Origin of the sequence: Streptomyces aurantiogriseus (assembly GCF_014649375.1) — a bacterium.
Taxonomy (GTDB): Bacteria; Actinomycetota; Actinomycetes; order Streptomycetales; family Streptomycetaceae; genus Streptomyces; species Streptomyces aurantiogriseus.
This window is the reverse complement of the sequence record NZ_BMSX01000007.1, coordinates 132469-151628: the sequence shown is the minus strand read 5'-3', so window position 1 is coordinate 151628 and position 19160 is coordinate 132469. Positions and strand designations below refer to the sequence as shown.

16 protein-coding genes are annotated in these 19160 nt (G+C 69.5%); 7 read left to right on the top strand and 9 right to left on the bottom strand.

Annotated features, from left to right (window positions below):
* The first annotated feature begins 1 nt into the window (after position 1).
* Positions 2-472 (top strand): NUDIX hydrolase, encoded by a 471-nt coding sequence (locus tag IE263_RS17040; protein WP_030347950.1) that lies wholly within the window; start codon positions 2-4, stop codon positions 470-472.
* A 221-nt stretch (positions 473-693) separates the two neighbouring features.
* Here IE263_RS17040 and IE263_RS17035 read toward each other — a convergent pair whose 3' ends face one another.
* Together IE263_RS17035 and IE263_RS50345 are read right to left on the bottom strand one after the other, a co-directional pair.
* Entirely contained in the window at positions 694-1251 is a 558-nt protein-coding gene (locus IE263_RS17035; RefSeq protein WP_189937249.1) for an HDIG domain-containing metalloprotein, read from the bottom strand.
* 402 nt (positions 1252-1653) lie between these two features.
* A complete protein-coding gene (locus IE263_RS50345; protein ID WP_229911022.1) occupies positions 1654-2844 on the bottom strand; it encodes a hypothetical protein in 1191 nt (396 codons plus the stop codon).
* A 245-nt stretch (positions 2845-3089) separates the two neighbouring features.
* On the opposite strand from IE263_RS50345, the gene rlmN reads away from it, so the two are divergent.
* The 4 genes from rlmN to IE263_RS17010 all read left to right on the top strand — a co-directional run bounded on the left by rlmN (position 3090) and on the right by IE263_RS17010 (position 8187).
* Positions 3090-4196, top strand: coding sequence for a dual-specificity RNA methyltransferase RlmN (rlmN, locus tag IE263_RS17025; RefSeq protein ID WP_189937247.1), 1107 nt, complete (start codon positions 3090-3092; stop codon positions 4194-4196).
* Between the two features lie 234 nt (positions 4197-4430).
* Positions 4431-5513, top strand: coding sequence for a thiamine ABC transporter substrate-binding protein (locus IE263_RS17020; protein ID WP_189937245.1), 1083 nt, complete (start codon positions 4431-4433; stop codon positions 5511-5513).
* A 53-nt stretch (positions 5514-5566) separates the two neighbouring features.
* Positions 5567-7168, top strand: coding sequence for an ABC transporter permease (locus IE263_RS17015; RefSeq protein WP_189937243.1), 1602 nt, complete (start codon positions 5567-5569; stop codon positions 7166-7168).
* Positions 7168-8187, top strand: coding sequence for an ABC transporter ATP-binding protein (locus IE263_RS17010; protein WP_189937241.1), 1020 nt, complete (start codon positions 7168-7170; stop codon positions 8185-8187). Before IE263_RS17015 ends, IE263_RS17010 begins: the two co-directional genes overlap by 1 nt.
* 257 nt (positions 8188-8444) lie before the next feature.
* Here IE263_RS17010 and IE263_RS17005 read toward each other — a convergent pair whose 3' ends face one another.
* The 7 genes from IE263_RS17005 to IE263_RS16975 all read right to left on the bottom strand — a co-directional run bounded on the left by IE263_RS17005 (position 8445) and on the right by IE263_RS16975 (position 15482).
* Positions 8445-9176, bottom strand: coding sequence for an LAETG motif-containing sortase-dependent surface protein (locus IE263_RS17005; RefSeq protein WP_229911021.1), 732 nt, complete (start codon positions 9174-9176; stop codon positions 8445-8447).
* A gap of 160 nt (positions 9177-9336) precedes the next feature.
* Complete coding sequence (locus IE263_RS17000; protein WP_189937239.1) at positions 9337-10464, bottom strand: LOG family protein; 1128 nt, start codon at positions 10462-10464, stop codon at positions 9337-9339.
* Between the two features lie 35 nt (positions 10465-10499).
* Entirely contained in the window at positions 10500-10919 is a 420-nt protein-coding gene (locus IE263_RS16995; RefSeq protein ID WP_189937237.1) for a VOC family protein, read from the bottom strand.
* Positions 10920-11056: 137 nt separating this feature from the next.
* Positions 11057-12631, bottom strand: coding sequence for a hypothetical protein (locus tag IE263_RS16990; RefSeq protein WP_189937236.1), 1575 nt, complete (start codon positions 12629-12631; stop codon positions 11057-11059).
* Complete coding sequence (locus IE263_RS16985) at positions 12613-13353, bottom strand: ABC transporter ATP-binding protein (RefSeq protein ID WP_189937234.1); 741 nt, start codon at positions 13351-13353, stop codon at positions 12613-12615. The genes IE263_RS16990 and IE263_RS16985 overlap by 19 nt, the downstream gene beginning before the upstream one ends.
* A gap of 229 nt (positions 13354-13582) precedes the next feature.
* The gene (locus IE263_RS16980; RefSeq protein ID WP_189937232.1) at positions 13583-14947 is read right to left on the bottom strand and encodes an aspartate aminotransferase family protein; all 1365 of its coding nucleotides are present in this window, start codon (positions 14945-14947) and stop codon (positions 13583-13585) included.
* Positions 14948-14966: 19 nt separating this feature from the next.
* Positions 14967-15482, bottom strand: a complete 516-nt coding sequence (locus IE263_RS16975; RefSeq protein ID WP_189937230.1) for an Lrp/AsnC family transcriptional regulator — start codon at positions 15480-15482, stop codon at positions 14967-14969.
* Positions 15483-15678: 196 nt separating this feature from the next.
* Here IE263_RS16975 and IE263_RS16970 point away from each other — a divergent pair, with 196 nt between their 5' ends.
* Positions 15679-17118, top strand: a complete 1440-nt coding sequence (locus IE263_RS16970; protein WP_189937228.1) for a gamma-aminobutyraldehyde dehydrogenase — start codon at positions 15679-15681, stop codon at positions 17116-17118.
* A gap of 300 nt (positions 17119-17418) precedes the next feature.
* The gene (locus tag IE263_RS16965) at positions 17419-19005 is read left to right on the top strand and encodes a streptophobe family protein (protein ID WP_229911020.1); all 1587 of its coding nucleotides are present in this window, start codon (positions 17419-17421) and stop codon (positions 19003-19005) included.
* Positions 19006-19160: the final 155 nt, after the last annotated feature.

The following is a 19160-nucleotide window of genomic DNA, read 5'->3' as shown; positions in this document are numbered from 1 at the left end:
CATGGCACGCGTCGACTACTTCAACGATCCGAACGCCCCGAAGGCAAACAGCCTCGTTCCCTCCGTGACAGCCGTGGCCCGCAACGAGGCCGGGGAAGTCCTGCTGATCCACAAGACCGACAACGACCTGTGGGCTCTGCCCGGAGGCGGCATCGACCTTGGCGAGTCGGCCCCCGACGCGGCTGTACGCGAGACCAAGGAAGAGACCGGGTTCGACGTCGAGGTGACCGGCCTGGTCGGGATCTACACGAACCCCGGGCACGTCATGGCGTACGACGACGGCGAGGTTCGCCAGCAGTTCTCGATCTGCTTCCACGCGCGCATCGTCGGCGGCCAGCTGCGGACGAGCAGCGAGAGCAAGGAAGTCGCGTTCGTCGATCCGAGCAGGCTGGACGAACTGACCATCCACCCGTCGATGCGCATGCGGATCGAGCACGGATTGGCCGGCCGGACCGAGCCCTACATCGGCTGATGCCCTCGGTATGGTCCCGCCATGAATGAAACCGACCCGTCGACGGAAGCGGCCAAGGGCCGAGTGCCCCTCTGGCTAGACCCCGACGACCTGCGATGGCTGTCTACCCACTGCTGCTGCTCAGCGGACGCGTCCGATGAAGAGAAGGACCGCTGCGGACGTCTGCGGTTCCGCGCCAGTGCGGCACTGCACAAGCACGGGCATTCTCGCTAACCAGGTGATCAGGAGCTGACACCAAGACGGCTGCGCGTCCGCTCGACAGCTGCACCGAGGTACGGTCGCGCTTTGCTGATCGCGTTGTGCACCTCACTGCCCGGTTCGTAGCGGACGAGGATCTCGTCAATACGCGTGTCGAAGTCGAAGGCCTGCCCGGCGGGGCCGGTCGTCATGTCGGCGAAGATCAGGGCATCGAGGACGGGGGAGTCCTCCCGCTCGAAGACGGCCAGCTCTGCAGAGAGACCGCGCTGCTCCGCTTCGTACATCGCCCCGGAGTGGTGGGCGACCAGCCGCACGAGGCGCGCCGGTGCGCCCAGCCCTTCCAGGTGACGGGCACCGTCGAGGGGGTGAAACCCGGTGTCCCGCAGTTCGGGGGCGTAACCGATGTCGTGCAGCCAGGCCGCGGCGACGAGGAGATCCCGGTCAGCCTCGGACACAGCCGCAGCGGCTTCCTGAGCTCGAGCAGCCACCGCCTGAGTGTGCAGCCAGCGGTTCCCGAGCTGGGGGAGCAGAGACTCGGCGAGTTCGGCCGCTCCCTGAGGCGTGTCCAGTGCAGAAGGCATGGATGGAACGGTAGCCGAGACGAGCGGTGAGCCGACAGGCCACGATCGAGCGGTTTCGATCATGGTGCGGTACAACTTTCCCTACATCATCAAGAGCCCGCGCACGGCGCGGGCGCGCGCCGCCTCTGCGGCGCGGCCTGCCTCCTGTCTGCGCCCCGGCTGGCCGCGCCCGGCGGCGCGCTCGGCGGCTGCGGGCATGGAGTGGGAGAAACCCTCTGTGGCTGGGGCGGTCGGCTCCACGGCTTTAGGCAGCCACTTTGGGGCGAGCCTCTAAGATCATGGCCCCAACGTCGTGCTTTAACGGGCAGGTCCACAGACTGCCCGACTCGCCGGAAGCTTACGGGGCCATGATCACTCGCCCCAAAGCAGCTCCAGCCCAAAGCCGCTCCGCCGACCGCTTCTCTAGCGATCCTCGGTCTGTGGTGGTTGCTGACCCGGCGGGTATAGCCAGTCGTATCCGTCTACCCAGCCAATGGCGGTGGGATTATTTGGATCAGATATCTCGCCGTGAGATTTATCAACCGTCAATCCTAGGGAGCGCACGTGATGGCGAAAGGTTATAGTGCACGGTTTGGAGAGGAATTGGTGATAGTGCTCGGGGAGTGGAGAAAAAGATTCGTGCCCTTCGCTCATGTCGGAAAAGGCTAATCCGCTAGCCACTTCTTTGGAATGCTGATGCAGTCTCTGGGCGACTTCATCGGCGTCGCGAGACAAAACTTCTAGGTACCTCGCGAGAAACGATTCATGTACGACGTCGAAGTAGCGAACTGCACCATTTAGATCTCTCTCGTTTTCGCCGCCTTCTGTAGGTTCCAAGTGGCCGACCCTTACCCATGGGAGCGCAATGAGTTCACTCTCTCCATTATGTTCAAAGGCGCAGATCATGGGAGCCCTGACTACGGCCAGGTTGATGACGATGCGCGGAAAGAGCAGCGGATGACCTTCGGTGGGCCTGCTGAGTGACTTGAGATGATCGGCGGCCTTCAGTAGCGGGAGAGTGAGGGACCTGTAGGCATCTTCACCCGTGAGCTCCAGCTTGGAACCGCGTCTGATGGCTTTGGCGAAGGAAATCGCATACAGCGTAGGCGCGCCAAAGAATGGGACTTCTGCGAATTCTAGGGCATCCCGGAGGTTCACCCACCATGAGAAGCCATCATCCTTGGCGCCTTCCTCCTTTGCTGCGTTCGTGAATACTCGTAGATCTTGTTTCTCAAGGCCGTAAATCTCGGGAAACGCATTGTGTGGCACGGGGGCAGACTTGCGCAGGAAGAAAATGTATGGCAAGTCGCTTTGCTTGCACTCAACCAGAAGATTCAGCCGGGTCCGGAGTTTCGACTCAGGCTTCTCGTAGTCGTGAGGAAATGCGAGGTCGATCAAGATGTCAATCGATCTAGCTTGCCCTGACTCCCGATCGATGAACGCCCATTCCTCTTGCATCTTGAAGTCTCGAACATTACCCAAGGGGGAGGAGCGAATGATGTCCGCTACTGCGGCTTGGAATGGGTACCCAGATTTTGCGATTACTTCTCGCAGGTCTTTCGCGGTGATACCTGCGTGCAGTTCCGCGAAAGGCGGAATATTGTCAATGCTCACGTTTCCCCCACTCCTGGATCATCTCTAGGCTAGCCAAAGAGTTTGTTCTGTGGGGTTCGATTGCAGAGGAGAGGTGCACGGGTTCCAGGTCGAAGGCACACCGGATGTGCCCTCGTGACGCAGCACCTGGGCCGTCCCTGGGCCGTCCGAGGCCGACCAACGCTGACAGGCGACGCCCGCGGGTGACCACCCCCACCCCGCTCTGGCCTGGGCTCCCCGAGTTGATCTGCGACACTGGAAGGGTTATGCCGAAGCCCGGAGAACTCACTTTCGTCGCCCCCCGCGGAGCCAAGAAGCCGCCGCGGCATCTCGCCGACCTCTCGCCCGCCGAGCGGAAGGAGGCGGTGGCGGAGATCGGTGAGAAGCCGTTCCGGGCGAAGCAGCTGTCGCAGCACTACTTCGCGCGGTACGCGCACGACCCGGCGGAGTGGACCGACATCCCCGCCGGGGCGCGCGACCGGCTGCGGGAGGCGCTGCTGCCCGATCTGATGACGGTCGTGCGGCATCTGTCGACCGACCAGGGCACCACGCGCAAGACGTTGTGGCGGCTGTTCGACGGCACGCTCGTGGAATCGGTGCTGATGCGCTACCCGGACCGGGTCACCATGTGCATCAGCTCCCAGGCGGGGTGCGGCATGAACTGCCCGTTCTGCGCGACCGGGCAGGCGGGGCTGGACCGGAACCTGTCCACCGCCGAGATCGTGCACCAGATCGTCGACGGCATGCGGGCGCTGCGCGACGGCGAGGTCCCGGGCGGCCCCGCCCGGCTGTCCAACATCGTGTTCATGGGCATGGGCGAGCCCCTCGCCAACTACAAGCGGGTCGTCGGCGCCATCCGCGCCCTCACCGACCCGACGCCGGACGGGCTCGGGCTGTCGCAGCGCGGGATCACCGTCTCGACCGTCGGGCTGGTGCCGGCCATCCACCGGTTCTCCGACGAGGGCTTCAAGTGCCGGCTCGCCATCTCGCTGCACGCACCGGACGACGAGCTGCGCGACACCCTCGTCCCCGTGAACACGCGGTGGAAGGTGCGTGAGGTGCTCGACGCCGGGTTCGAGTACGCCGAGAAGTCCGGGCGGCGGCTGTCCATCGAGTACGCGCTGATCCGCGACATCAACGACCAGGCCTGGCGCGGTGACCGTCTCGGGCGGCTGCTCAAGGGGCGGCCGGTGCACGTCAACCTGATCCCGCTCAACCCGACCCCCGGCTCCCAGTGGACCGCCTCCCGGCCCGAGGACGAGAAGGCGTTCGTCGAGGCCATCGCGGCACACGGTGTGCCCGTCACCATCCGGGACACCCGTGGCCAGGAGATCGACGGGGCGTGTGGTCAGCTCGCCGCCACCGAGCGGTAGTCTGACCGACGTAACACCATCCTGTTTTCAGACATCTTCATATTCCGACAGGGGAGCGCCACAGCGCTGAGAGTGCGGCAACCGGCCGCAGACCCTCTGAACCTCGCCCAGGTCATTCTGGGTAGGAAGTTCGGTCATCACTCGAGCTGTTGCGCCCTGCCCGGGCACCGGCGGAATCCCCGCGGGTCCCGGGCAGGGCCGCGTCTCTTCCTGGTCAACCCCAGGAGGAATCCAGTGCACACCAGGACGTTCGTGGCCGCGGTCGTCGGCCTCGGTCTCGTCACGCTGTCCGCGTGCGGTTCGTCGTCGTCCGACGACGCCGGATCGAGCGGCGGCTCCAAGACCGTCACCCTCGTCAGCCACGACTCGTGGGCCGTCTCCAAGACCGTGCTCGCGGACTTCGAGAAGCAGTCCGGGTACAAGGTGAAGGTCCTCAAGGACGGTGACGCCGGGCAGGCCGTCAACAAGGCCGTCCTCACCAAGGACAACCCGCAGGGCGACGTCTTCTTCGGCGTCGACAACACGCTGCTGTCACGGGCGCTCGACAACGGGCTGTTCCAGTCGTACGAGGCGAAGGGGCTCGACCAGGTCGACAGCCAGTACCAGCTCGACGCGGACAAGCACCGCGTCACGCCCGTCGACCACGGCGACATCTGCGTCAACTACGACAAGAAGTACTTCGCCGACCACAAGCTGGCCCCGCCCGCCTCCTTCGACGACCTGATCAAGCCCGCGTACAAGAACCTCCTCGTCACCGAGAACGCCTCCACCTCCTCGCCGGGGCTGGGATTCCTCCTCGGCACCGCCGCGAAGTACGGCGACAACGGCTGGCAGGACTACTGGAAGAAGCTGAAGGCGAACGGTGTGAAGGTCGTCGACGGCTGGGAGCAGGCCTACAACGAGGAGTTCTCCGGATCGGCGGGCGGCAGGAAGGCAGGGGCCGACCGGCCGCTGGTCGTCTCCTACGCCTCCTCGCCGCCCGCCGAGGTGATCTACGGCGACCCCAAGCCGGCCACCGCCCCGACCGGCGTCGCCACCGGCACCTGCTTCCGGCAGGTCGAGTTCGCGGGGCTGCTGAGCAACGCGCGCAACAGCGAGGGCGGCAAGGCGCTGATCGACTTCCTGATCTCGAAGAAGTTCCAGGAGGACATGCCCCTCAACATGTTCGTCTACCCGGTGGTGCGGGGCGCGGCCGTGCCCGCCGAGTTCACGAAGTACGGGCCCGCCGCCAAGGACCCCGAGACCATGGACCCGGCCGAGATCGCCGACCACCGCGACCAGTGGGTCAAGTCGTGGACCTCGCTCGTACTGAAGTAACCCCCCGGACGTCGCACGGGAGGCGTACCGGGAGCGCGGCGCGGCTCGGGCTCATGGTCCTGCCCGTCGCGTTCTTCGGGGTCTTCTTCGCCTACCCGGTCGCCGCGATCGTCTCGCGCGGGCTCAACGTCGACGGGGCCTGGCAGTTCGGGCGGCTCTGGGACGTGCTCGGGCAGTCCGACATCCGGCACGTCCTGTGGTTCACCACCTGGCAGGCGCTCGCCTCCACCGCCCTCACACTCCTGCTCGCCCTGCCCGCCGCATACGTGTTCGCCCGCTTCGCCTTCCCCGGCAAGCAGGTGCTGCGGGCGGTCGTGACCGTTCCGTTCGTGCTGCCGACGGTCGTCGTCGGTACGGCGTTCCTGGCGCTCGTCGGGCGCGGTGGGCTGCTCGACGAGCTGTGGGGCGTACGGCTGGACACGACCGTGTGGGCGATCCTGCTGGCGCACGTCTTCTTCAACTACGCGGTCGTCGTACGGACGGTGGGCGGGCTGTGGGCGCAGCTCGACCCGCGGCAGGAGGAGGCGGCGCGGATGCTGGGCGCGTCGCCGCTGCGGGCCTGGCGGCAGGTCACCCTGCCGGCGCTCGCGCCCGCCGTGGCCGCCGCGACGCTGATGGTCTTCCTCTTCACCTTCACCTCCTTCGGCGTGGTCCAGATTCTCGGCGGGCCCACCTTCTCGACCCTGGAGGTCGAGATCTACCGGCAGACCTCGGAGATCTTCGACCTGTCCACGGCCGCCGTCCTCACGCTCGTCCAGTTCGTCGCCGTGGCCGCGATCCTCGCCGTGCACGCCTGGACCGTACGGCGGCGGGAGACCGCGCTGCGGCTGGTGGACGCGTCGGTGACGGCACGGCGGCCGCGCGGGGCCGGGCAGTGGGCGCTGCTGGCCGGTGTCCTGGTGACCGTCGTCGTGCTGCTTCTGCTGCCGCTGGCGGTGCTGGTGCAACGGTCGCTGGACGCGCCGGACTTCGCCTACTACCGGGCGCTGACCAGCGATGACGGGAACGTCTTCCTCGTCCCGCCGATCGAGGCGATCGGCAACTCCCTGGAGTACGCCGTCGCCGCGACCGTGATCGCCGTGGTGATCGGCGGGCTGGCCGCGGCCGCCCTCACCCGTCGTGACGCCGGACGGTTCGTCCGCGGGTTCGACGCGCTGCTGATGCTGCCGCTGGGCGTCTCGGCGGTGACGGTCGGCTTCGGTTTCCTGATCGCTCTCGACGAGCCCCCGCTGGATCTGCGCGCCACCTGGATCCTGGTGCCGCTCGCGCAGGCGCTGGTCGGCGTCCCCTTCGTCGTGCGGACGATGCTGCCCGTGCTGCGCGCGGTGGACGTACGGCTGCGGGAGGCGGCTGCCGTGCTCGGGGCGTCGCCCTGGCGGGTGTGGCGGGAGGTGGACCTGCCGATGGTGCGGCGGGCGCTGCTGGTCGCGGCCGGGTTCGCCTTCGCGGTGTCGCTGGGGGAGTTCGGGGCGACGGTGTTCATCGCGCGGCCCGACAACCCGACGCTGCCCGTCGCGGTCGCGCGGCTCCTGGGGCGGGCCGGGGAGCTCAACTACGGTCAGGCGATGGCCCTTTCGACGATTCTGATGCTGGTGTGCGCGGTGGCCCTGCTGGTGCTGGAGCGGCTGCGCACCGACCGGACCGGGGAGTTCTGATGCTGCTGGAGCTGGAGCGCGCGACCGTGCGGTTCGGTGGGCGGGCCGTCCTCGACGGCGTCGATCTCGCCGTCGCCGAGCACGAGGTGGTGTGCGTGCTCGGGCCGAGCGGCAGCGGCAAGTCGACGCTGCTGCGGGCGGTGGCGGGGCTCCAGCCCCTCGACGCCGGGCGGGTGGTGCTCGACGGGCGGGACCAGGCCGGCGTGCCCGCGCACCGCCGTGAGCTGGGGCTGATGTTCCAGGACCATCAGCTGTTCCCGCAGCGGGACGTGGGCGGCAACGTGGCCTTCGGACTGCGGATGCACGGCACGCCGAAACGGCAACAGGAGGAGCGCGTACGGGAGCTGCTCGACCTTGTCGGTCTGCCGGGCGCCGCCCGCCGGGCCGTCGCCGCGCTCTCCGGCGGTGAGCAGCAGCGGGTGGCGCTCGCGCGCGCGCTCGCGCCCCGGCCCCGGCTGCTGATGCTCGACGAGCCGCTCGGCCAGCTCGACCGGTCGCTGCGGGAGCGGCTCGTCGTCGAACTGCGGGAGCTGTTCGGCCGGTTGGGCACCACGGTGCTCGCGGTCACCCACGACCAGGGCGAGGCGTTCGCGCTCGCCGACCGGGTCGTGGTGATGCGGGACGGGCGGATCGCCCAGTCCGGTTCGCCTCTCGAGGTGTGGCAGCGGCCAGCGGACGCGTTCGTCGCCCGCTTCCTCGGTTTCGACAACGTGGTGGAGGCGAGCGTCGTCGAGGAGGCCGCGGACACCCCGTGGGGCAAGGTGCCGGTCCCGGCGGGCTCCCCGCAGGGCACGCGCACGCTGCTGGTCCGGCCGGCCGGGGTACGGCTGGTCGGCGTGGACGAGGGCCTGCGCTGCACGGTCGCCGCCCGCACCTTCAAGGGCACCCATGTCGCCGTCCACCTCCAGCCGGAGGACGCGCCGCGTCTGGAAGCGGCGTGCGCGCTGCGGCGGGCGCCGGAGGTCGGGGAGACGGTCGGGGTGGCGTTCGACCCGTCCGAAATCATCGTGCTGCACTGACCGGCCCGCCCCGGGGGCGTTACGTATGACGTCACTCGCGCACGACCGGTACTGTGACGAAATCGCCCACCAGGTCCAGCAGTTGAGGGCCGTCGTGACCTCCGGAGCGGATCTTTCGGCCACCGTGCCGACCTGCCCGGACCGCTGGAGGTCCTCGGCGAGCGGGAGCTGCTGGAGTTCCGGCTGGAGAAGACGACGTTCGGCTGACAGGCGAGTGGCCCGCCCTTCGGGGACGGGCCACTGCGGTGAAGCCGGGGTCAGCGGTTGCTGGAGCCCTTGCGGCGCATGCCGAAGAACACCGCGCCGCCGCCGATCACGACCAGCGCGGCCGCGATGCCGACGATCAGACCGGTGTTCGAGCCGGCGCCGGTCTCGGCGAGGTTGGACTCACCGACCGCGGGCGACGGCTCGTTGCTCGCGGGGGTGTCCGCGGGCGCGGTGCTGTCGCTCTCGCCGGGCGACGGGGTCGGCGCCTGGGACTCGGTCCCGGCCGGGATCGAGGCGGAGTCCGAGGGAGACGTCGACGGCGACGGCGACGGCGACGTCGACGGGGTGGAGGGAGTGGTGGGCGTGTCGTCGGCCTGGCAGGCCCTGGCCGGGGTGGTCAGAAGCGGGATGTCGGCGTCGACCAGGGTCTTCTCGCCCTTGACGGCCGTGACATGGACCCGGTAGATGGCGTTCGGCTCCCAGTCCTCGGCGAAGGCGATGGTGACACCCTTCTGCGAGCCTTCGACCGTCTGTTCGCCGACCTTCCTCAGGTCGGCGCCGTTGTTCTCCAGGAAGACCGAGACGACAGCCGGGGTGCCTGTCGGGTCCGAGTCGGTGACGGTGATGACGCCCTTCGTGCCGTCACAGGCGGCCGCGGCGGAGAAGTCCGTGATTTTGCTGGCCAGAGCCGAGCCGGAGGCGCCGAGGACGAGGGCGGTCGAGGCGGCGGTGACACCGAGCATGCGCACCGAACGGGCGGCGGTACGGCGGGATGGGGACACGTTTGTCCTTTACGTGATGCGCAACTGAGGGGGGTGCAGGGGGAGGTGACGCCCCCGTTGCGGTGGGCGACAGCATCCCCGGGAGTCCCACAGGTTTATAAGCGTTCCATAAGTACTGTCAATGCAGGGACGGTACAGGACTCTTGGCTTTGCCCGCTCATTAACCGCCAAGACGTTTCAACGCCTCCGGAGCCTCCTCGATCCGGTCGACCAGGGCGATCCGGTCCTCCATCGACCGCTCCTTCGCCAGTGCCCGCAGCAACGGCCAGGTCGGCAGCCGCTCCGTCCAGTGCGCCCGGTCCACGAGCACCATCGGCGTGGGCTCACCGCGCGACTCGTAGTAGTTCGGCGTCGCGTTGTCGAAGATCTCCTGAACGGTCCCGGCGGCGCCGGGCAGGAAGACGACGCCCGCGGTGCAGCGGGCCAGCAGACCGTCCTCGCGGGTGGCGTTGGAGAAGTACTTGGCGATGTGCGCGGCGAACGGGTTCGGCGGCTCGTGGCCGTAGAACCAGGTGGGGATGCCGACCGAGGGGCCGCCCTGCGGCCAGCGGGCGCGGACCTCGAAGGCCGCCGTCGCCCAGTCGGTGATCGAGGGCGTGAACGCCGGTGCCTTGGCGAGGAGTTGGAGCGCCTCGGTGAGCATGCCGTCGGGCAGGGGGGCCGCGTAGGCGCCGAGGTTGGCCGCCTCCATCGCGCCCGGGCCGCCGCCGGTCGCCACCGTGAGTCCGGCGCGGGCGAGTTCCCGGCCGAGACGCGCGGCGCCGGTGTACGCCTCCGTGCCGCGGGCCATGGCGTGGCCGCCCATGACGCCCACCACGCGGGCGCCGACGAGGAGTTCGTCGAGGGCGTCGGAGACCGCGTCGTCGTGGATCGAGCGGAGCATGGAGGCGAAGATGTCGCCGTCCGCCTTCGTCTGCTGGAACCAGGCGTAGGTACGGGCGTCGGGTGTCGCCTCGTATCCCTCGTGCAGCGACTCGAACAGCTCGTCCGGGGAGTAGACGAAGCCGCGGTACGGATCGAAGGAGAGGCCCGGTACGGGCGGGAAGACCAGGGCGCCCGAGGCCCTTGCCTTCGCCGCCGCCTCCGGGTCCATCGGGCAGCCGAGGAAGACGGCGCCCGTGGTGTCCAGGGCCAGCAGGGCGGTCGTACGGTCCGTCAGGTCGACGGCCTGGACGCGGTAGTGGGAGAGGGTGCCCTCTGTGGAGACCACCTCGTCGAACTCGGCGAGGGACTCGATCTCGCGGTCGTGGGTACCGTCGAACGGCTGGGCGGGTGTCGTCGGATGCACCCGCCCATGCTAGGTGCCGCTGCCCGGCGGGCGGTTCAGCCCTCGATCGCCGACGGGTTCATCCAGACGACCTCCCAGGTGTGCCCGTCGAGGTCGTCGAAGGAACGGCCGTACATGAAGCCGTGGTCCTGCGTCTCGCCGGCGGGCGAGCCGCCCAACGCCAGGGCGCGGTCGACCAGTTCGTCCACCTTCTCGCGGCTCTCGGCGCTCAGCGCGATCAGGACCTCGCTGGTCCTGGCGGAGTCCGCGATCTCCTTCTTGGTGAAGGTCGAGTAGAACGGCTTGGTGAGCAGCATCGCGACGATGGTGTCGCTGATCACCACGGAGGCCGCGTTCTCGTCACTGAACTGGGGGTTGATCGAGTAGCCCAGCTCCGTGAAGAACTTCTTCGAGGCATCGAGGTCGTTCACGGGCAGGTTGACGAAGATCATCTGCTGGTAGGCGGGCGTGGTCATCGGGTCTCTCCCATCGGTCGGTACAGCTTGCGTGTGCTGTTCGTTGCGTTCGCTGGGGTAGACCGGGGGGTCGTGCGGAACTCATCGGCGTTCGAAGATTTTTTTCGCGCGGTTTTTCGTACGGGGTCAGGTGCGGGTCAGCCGGCCAGGGGGAGGGCCGCCAGCTCGGCCACGATCAGGGTGAGCGGGACGAAGAGTGCGGCGAGGGCGCCGGCACGGAGGGCGGCCGCGCTGCGCAGCGTCGTGGCCGGGGCGCCGAGGCGGAGCAGGGCGGCCGTGGTGTCGGCGCGGGCCTGGCGTGCCTCCACGGCCGCGGTGAGGAGGGTGGCGAGGGTGCAGCCGACGACCAGGAGGGCGCCGAGAGTGGTGAGGGGGCCGACGGTCGGGTCCGACGGGTCGTACAGGGCGGCCATGCCGTAGGCGCCGGAGGCCACCGCGCACAGGATGCCCAGGGGGCGGCCGATGCGGGATGCCTCCTGCATCAGGCCGCGGCCGGCCAGGAGGCGGAGGGCGCCGGGGCGGGCTGCCTGCAGCAGGCGGCCGCAGAGGTGGGTGAGGCCGGGGCCGGCCAGGGCCAGGCCTACGGCGGTGAGGGCCCAGCCGATGAGGACTGCGGCGGGGCCTGTGGGGCCGCCGGGGACGGTGAGGTTTGCGTTGCTTGTGGTGTGGCTTGCGTAGGCCTCCACGGCGAGGCCGGCGGCGAGGATGGCTGCGCCCCAGGGGAGGGCGGTGGGGTTGGGTACCTGGGCCTGTGATGCCGAGGTGCCGTCGGTCGGTGCCGGGGGGTTGGGTGAGTGGTCCGGGGTTTCTGGTGTGCCGTTGGCCGGTGCTGGGGGGTGGGTCGCGCTGCCCGGCGCCGGCGGGGTGCCGCCTGCGCCCACCCGTGCCGCCCCAGCGGCACGATTGCCCGCAGCCTGGCGAGATGGCTGAGTGCCGTCGTCGGTCCCGGGTGCGGACGGGCGTCCCGCGGGCTGATGCGGTGGTTGGGTGTCGTCGTCGTGGGCTGCTTTCTGCGTGGAGGACCGCCCGGCAGGGCCGATGGGCTGGGCGACTTGGCGGCCGAACCTGCCGTACGCCCCGAACGTCTCCCGTGCCCCCGTCCGCTTCCGTGCCCCGAACCCTCCGTAAGCCCCGGGCGTCTCCCTCCCCCTGAACCACCCCGGCGTGCGCCCCGTCCCCCGGGAGGTGGCTGCCAGTTGGGTGTCCCTCGGGCGCAGGGACAGGGCCACTGCCACTGATGCCGTTGCCGGGACCCAGGTCAGGAGGGTCAGGGCTGCCGGGAGGGGGAGAGGGATGTCCGCGGCCAGGAAGGTGGAGGCTGCTCCGTCGAAGGGCATGCCGGTGAGGTCGCCGCGGAGGTGGAGGAAGATCAGGAGGGCCAGGACGGAGCCGAGGGTGGTGGAGAGGGCGGTGGTGGTGGCCGAGACGGCCATCAGGCGGGCCGGGCCCAGGCCGATCGCCGCCAGGCCGGGACGGGGGCGGGTGCCGGGGTCGGTGCGGGCCACCGCGAGGGCGAACTGGACCGTCGCGGCCAGGGGGACGGTGCACCAGGCCAGCCGGAGTGCGGAGGCCGCCGGGGTCTCGGGGTGGGTGAGGGCGTGGCCGAGGGTGCCCAGGAGGAGGAAGCCGGTGCCCGCCGAGGCCGTCGCCACCAGGAGGCGGCGTACCTGGACGGCGGGGTGGGCGCTGCGGATCAGGCGGAGAGCGAGCACGCCGCCCGGCCTTCCGTCTCGGTGACCGGGGGGAGGTGGACCGTGTTCACCCGTCGCCCGTCCAGCAGTGGCACCGTGCGGTCGGCGAGGGCCGCCGTCTCCGCGTCGTGGGTGGCCAGGATGACCGTGATGCCGTGCGAGCGGGCCGCCGTCGTCAGTGTGCGGAGCACGTGGGCGCGGTCCGCGCGGTGCAGGGGGGCCGTCGGTTCGTCCGCGAAGAGGACCGACGGGGCGGGGGCCAGGGCGCGGGTGATGCACACGCGCTGGCGTTCCGCCTGGGTCAGTTCGTACGGCCGCTTGCGGGACTTGTCACCGATGTCGAGGCGCTCCAGCCACTCCAGGGCGGCGACCTTGGCGCGGCGGCGGCTGGTGCCGCGCAGCATCAGGGGGAGGGCCGCGTTCTCCCAGACGTTGAGCTCGGGGACGAGCACCGGTGCCGGATCGATCCAGCCGAAGCGGTCGCGGCGCAGCCGTTCGCGGGCTGGCGGGCCCATCGTGTGGACGGGGACGCTGTTGAACCAGACCTCGCCACGCTGGGTCGGCGTCAGGCCGGACAGGCAGTGCAGCAGGGTCGTCTTGCCGCTGCCGCGCGGGCCGGTGACGGCGAGGATCTCGCCCTCCCGGACGCCGAGCGAGACGCCGCCGAGCGCGGGGGAGCCGTCGTGGTGCGTGAAGTGCAGGGACCGTGCCCACAGCACGTCGTTGTCCGGCGGAGCCTCCATGGGCGTACACCTCGGTTCAGTTCCGTAGTTCGCGTGCCGATCCCCCGTGCCGTTCCCCCGTGCGGGGGAACGAAGACAGGGCCGATCGGTCACTCGCACGCTAGGCAGGCGATGGCCCGAGGCCGGACAGCACACGGCCCCGGGCCGCCGTTTCTCACTCGAACGGGCGGCACCGGGGCCGGTGTTGATCACCTCAGAGGAAGATCCACAAGAAGGATCTTCCGCAGGATCACAGCCTTGTCCACGCCTCCGTCAGCGTCGCGCGCAGGATCTGCTCGATCTCGTCGAACGTCCCCTGGTCGGAGATCAGTGGCGGGGCGAGCTGGACGACCGGGTCGCCGCGGTCGTCGGCACGGCAGTACAGGCCGTTGTCGAAGAGGGCCTTGGACAGGAAGCCGTACAGGACGCGCTCGGTCTCCTCGGCGTTGAAGGACTCCTTCGTCGCCTTGTCCTTGACGAGCTCGATGCCGTAGAAGAAGCCGTTGCCGCGCACGTCGCCGACGATCGGCAGGTCGTGGAGCTTCTGCAGGGTCCGCAGGAAGGCGCCCTCGTTGTCGAGGACGTGCTGGGTGAGGTTCTCGCGCTCGAACAGGTCGAGGTTCGCCAGACCCACCGCGGCCGACACCGGGTGGCCGCCGAAGGTGTAGCCGTGCAGGAAGGTGTTGTCGCCCTTGTAGAACGGCTCGGCCAGGCGGTCGGAGATGATGCAGGCGCCTATGGGGGAGTACCCGGACGTCATGCCCTTGGCGCAGGTGATCATGTCCGGCACGTAGCCGAACTTGTCGCAGGCGAACATCGTGCCCAGGCGGCCGAAGGCGCAGATGACCTCGTCCGAGACCAGCAGGACGTCGTACGTGTCGCAGATCTCGCGCACCCGCTGGAAGTAGCCGGGCGGGGGCGGGAAGCAGCCGCCGGCGTTCTGGACGGGCTCCAGGAAGACCGCGGCGACCGTGTCCGGGCCCTCGAAGAGGATCTGCTGCTCGATCTGGTCGGCGGCCCAGCGGCCGAAGGCCTCCGGGTCGTCGCCGAACAGGGGCGCCCGGTAGATGTTGGTGTTCGGAACCTTGTGCGCGCCCGGGACCAGCGGCTCGAACGGGGCCTTCAGGCCCGGCAGGCCGGTGATGGACAGGGCGCCCTGCGGGGTGCCGTGGTAGGCGACCGCACGGGAGATCACCTTGTGCTTGGTGGGCTTGCCGACCAGCTTGAAGTACTGCTTGGCGAGCTTCCAGGCGGTCTCGACCGCCTCACCGCCGCCGGTGGTGAAGAAGACCTTGTTCAGGTCGCCGGGCGCGTAGTCGGCGAGACGTTCCGCCAGCTCCACGGCCTTGGGGTGGGCGTAGGACCAGACCGGGAAGAACGCCAGCTCCTGCGCCTGCTTGAACGCGGTCTCCGCCAGTTCCGTGCGGCCGTGACCGGCCTGGACCACGAACAGCCCCGCGAGACCGTCGAGGTAGCGCCTGCCCTTGTCGTCGTATATGTAGGTGCCCTCGCCCCGGACGATGGTGGGGACGGGGGAGTTCTCGTACGAGGACATGCGGGTGAAGTGCATCCACAGGTGGTCGTACGCGGTGCGACTGAGGTCCTTGGTGCTCACGGTTATCGGGTCCTCACGGTTATCGGGTTCCCCACATGTAGGTCTGCTTCTTCAGCTTCAAGTAGACGAAGCTCTCGGTGGAGCGCACGCCGGGCAGGGCGCGGATGCGTTTGTTGATGACGTCCAGCAGGTGGTCGTCGTCCTCGCAGACGATCTCGGCGAGGATGTCGAAGGAGCCCGCGGTCATCACCACGTACTCGACCTCCGCCATGTCGGTCAGCGCCTCCGCGATCTTCTCCACGTCGCCCTCGACGTTGATCCCGACCATCGCCTGCCGGCGGAAGCCCACGGTGAGCGGGTCCGTGACGGCGACGATCTGCATCACGCCCTGGTCGAGCAGCTTCTGGACGCGCTGGCGCACGGCCGCCTCGGACAGGCCGACGGCCTTACCGATCGCGGCGTACGGCCGACGGCCGTCCTCCTGGAGCTGCTCGATGATGGCGAGGCTGACGGCATCCAGATGAGGGGTGCCGTTCTTGGACTCGCGGGAGTCCCGGTGCTCTGCGCTTCGACTGGCCACGAGCTCACTGTGCACGACGTCTCGACAGTTCCGCAAGGCCGATGCGATGAAATTCGTTGTTTACGTGACGGAGTCTTGCGGATTTCGCAGCCGTGGCGGGATCAGGGGTGTTGAAAACGTCGGGGCACGGACTAGTGTGGGTGTCTCAGTCAATGGACACCCAGGCCTGGACATCCGGGCGTGGGACACACGCGATTTTGGAGGGCCGGCAGTGAGCACCGAGCTGCGTCGTCTGCGCAACTACATCGACGGTGAGTTCCGGGACGCCGCCGACGGACGGACCACCGAGGTGGTCAACCCCGCGACGGGCGAGGCCTACGCGACCGCCCCGCTGTCCGGCCCGGCGGACGTGGACGCCGCGATGCAGGCCGCCGCGGCGGCCTTCCCGGGCTGGCGCGACACCACTCCGGCCGAGCGCCAGAAGGCCCTGCTGAAGATCGCGGACGCGTTCGAGGAGCGTGCCGAGGAGCTCATCGCGGCCGAGGTGGAGAACACGGGCAAGCCGGTCGGGCTGACGCGGACCGAGGAGATCCCGCCGATGGTCGACCAGATCCGTTTCTTCGCGGGCGCCGCCCGGATGCTCGAGGGCCGGTCGGCCGGTGAGTACATGGACGGGATGACCTCGATCATCCGCCGTGAGCCGGTCGGCGTCTGCGCGCAGGTCGCGCCGTGGAACTACCCGATGATGATGGCCGTGTGGAAGTTCGCCCCCGCGATCGCGGCGGGCAACACGGTGGTGCTGAAGCCGTCGGACACCACCCCGGCGTCGACGGTCCTGATCGCCGAGATCATCGGCTCGATCCTGCCCAAGGGCGTCTTCAACGTCATCACCGGCGACCGCGACACCGGCCGTCTGATGGTCGAGCACGAGATTCCGGCCATGGCCTCCATCACCGGTTCCGTGCGCGCGGGCATGTCCGTCGCCGAGTCCGCGTCCAAGGACCTCAAGCGTGTCCACCTGGAGCTGGGCGGCAAGGCGCCGGTCGTCGTCTTCGAGGACACCGACATCGCCAAGGCCGTCGAGGACATCTCGGTCGCGGGCTTCTTCAACGCCGGCCAGGACTGTACGGCCGCCACCCGCGTCCTCGTCCAGGAGGCCATCCACGACGAGTTCGTCGCGGCGCTCGCGAAGGCCGCCGCCGAGACGAAGACGGGCCGGCCGGACGACGAGGACGTGCTGTACGGGCCGCTGAACAACCCGAACCAGCTCAAGCAGGTCTCCGGCTTCATCGAGCGCCTCCCCGCCCACGCCAAGGTCGAGGCCGGCGGCCACCAGGTCGGCGAGAAGGGCTACTTCTACGCGCCGACCGTCGTGTCCGGGCTGAAGCAGGACGACGAGATCATCCAGAAGGAGGTCTTCGGCCCGGTCATCACCGTCCAGTCCTTCACGGACGAGGACCAGGCCGTCGAGTGGGCCAACGGCGTCGAGTACGCCCTCGCCTCCTCGGTGTGGACCAAGGACCACGGCCGCGCGATGCGCATGTCCAAGAAGCTCGACTTCGGCTGCGTGTGGATCAACACCCACATCCCGCTGGTCGCCGAGATGCCCCACGGCGGCTTCAAGAAGTCCGGCTACGGCAAGGACCTGTCGGCGTACGGCTTCGACGACTACACCCGGATCAAGCACGTGATGACGTCGCTCGACTCGTGACGTACCGAGACGTGTACTGAGCGGCATGACGCCCCGGACGGACGACGGTCCGACCGGGGCGTCGGTTCGTGGCGAGCACCTGCGCTTCTGGGAACTTCCTGAGAAGTGGGCCGGCACCTCGGTCGTGTGCGCCCCGTGACCTGCGTCGTCCTCTCGCCGACTCTCAGAAACCTCCCAGAACCTCTCGGGAACGTCGGACCCGCGACCGCCAGTGTGTGCGGGTCCCCACGGCACGCGGCGCCGTTTCTCCCCCGTTCGGCGCCGCGTGCTTCCCCGCGAGCGAAGCGGAGTGTTTCCCCCATGGCTGCCACCACGCCCCGTCTCCAGACCAGGCCCGGGTCCGGTCCGCGGCCCGGTACGAGTCCGCAGTCCCCACGCCGCACCGTGCCGCTGCAACTGATCGGCCCGTGGCAGAACGCTCTGGAAGGGGCGGCGGCCGCCCTGTGCGCGGTGGCCGCCATGGCGGCAGTGTCCGCGCTGGCGCTGATGCTGCTCGACGCGGGGTCCTTCGGATCGCTGTGGCCGCTGACCCTGGCTCTGACGGCCATGGCCGTCGGCGGCTCGGTCAGCGCGGGTTCGGATGTCTCCGGGGACACCGGGTCGATGGGTGGGCCGGCCGCCCTGTTCGGCGGTGGCGGTGGCATGGGGCCGTCGATGAGCGGGGCGGCCGATGTCGTACCGCTCGGGGTCACGCTGGTCGGTGCCGTCGTGCTGTGGATCGCGTTCTCCCGGCGGCTGCGTGCGGGGCAGCAGCGGCGGTTCACCGCCGGTGAACTGACCGTGCGGGCGGCCGGAGCGGCGAGCGCGGCGCTGTTCATCCTCATGATCGTCGCCGGCCTCGCGAAGGGATCGGCCACCCTGCCCGAGTCGGCGATGACCGGGATGGGCGGAAACGGCGGCGGCCGGACCGCCGAGGGCTTCGGCGGCGCGGGTGGCGGCCTGGGTGAGCTCATGGGCGGCGGGAGTGGGGGGCTCGGCGAGCTCATGGGCGGTGGGAGCGGCGGCCTGGGTGAGCTCATGGGCGGTGGTTCGGGGGCCCGGTCGGCGATGACGTACCACGTGAGTGCGGGGTCGGCCGGCTTCGGTGCGGTGCTGTGGGCGGCCGTCGTGATCGGCGTGGGATGTCTGATCAGCCGCCGGGTGCGGCTGCCGCTGGGCGGTGCGCTGGACGGGCTGCGCACCGGCTGGGGGCGGAGTCTGTCGGCTGTCGTGCGTACGGTTCTCGTCATGGCGGCCGTGCCGCTGGTGGTTCTTGCGGTCGTCGGGACGGCGGTCGGTGGCCGGGCCGGCTCGGCGGCGGGCGCCGCCCTGTTGCTGGCTCCGAACGCCGTGGCGGTGTTCCTGACACTGGGCGTCGGCTCCTCGTGGACGGCCACGGTGCACCCGGTGCAGAGCGACGGCGGCAGCAACCCGCTCGCCGCTCTGATGGGCGGCATGGGTGGGGGCACGGGTGCCATGGGCGGCGGTCAGCAGCCCGACCGTACCGAGCAGCTGCGGTCGCTGTCGGCGGGCGGATGGCCGCTGTGGCTCGCCGCTCTCACGGTGACCGGACTGATCCTGCTCGCCTGTGCCTACCGGGCGGCCCGGACCACGCACCCCGGACACAAGCTCCCGATGCTGCCCTACCGGGGTCCGCTGGCCGGGCACCTCGGCATGGCCGAGCGGTTCGGGGTCGTCACGGCCGTCGTGCTGGGCGTGGCGGCCTGGCTGGTGGGGGCGTCCGGGCACTTCGGGGTCAGTATGTTCGGCAGCGAGATGGGGGGAATGCGGGCCGAGCTGAGCGGCAGCGTGCTGCGGACCGTCGTCTTCGGGCTGCTCGTCGGCGCACTGGCCGGGTTCGCCGGAAGCCTGCTGTCCGCGCTGCGCGGTGCCCGTGGGGCGCGGTGACCTTGTGCTTTACGCGGTGAAGACAGCCCCTTTTCGTATTCTTCCCGGCAGGATCCCGGCTGCCGCGGGCTGCGCGCCCTTCTGCCGTGTCCCCGGATCTGTGGCGGGGCCGGGAGCGTGTTCCCGGTCGCGTGGAGGCCCCCTGTGACACCTGT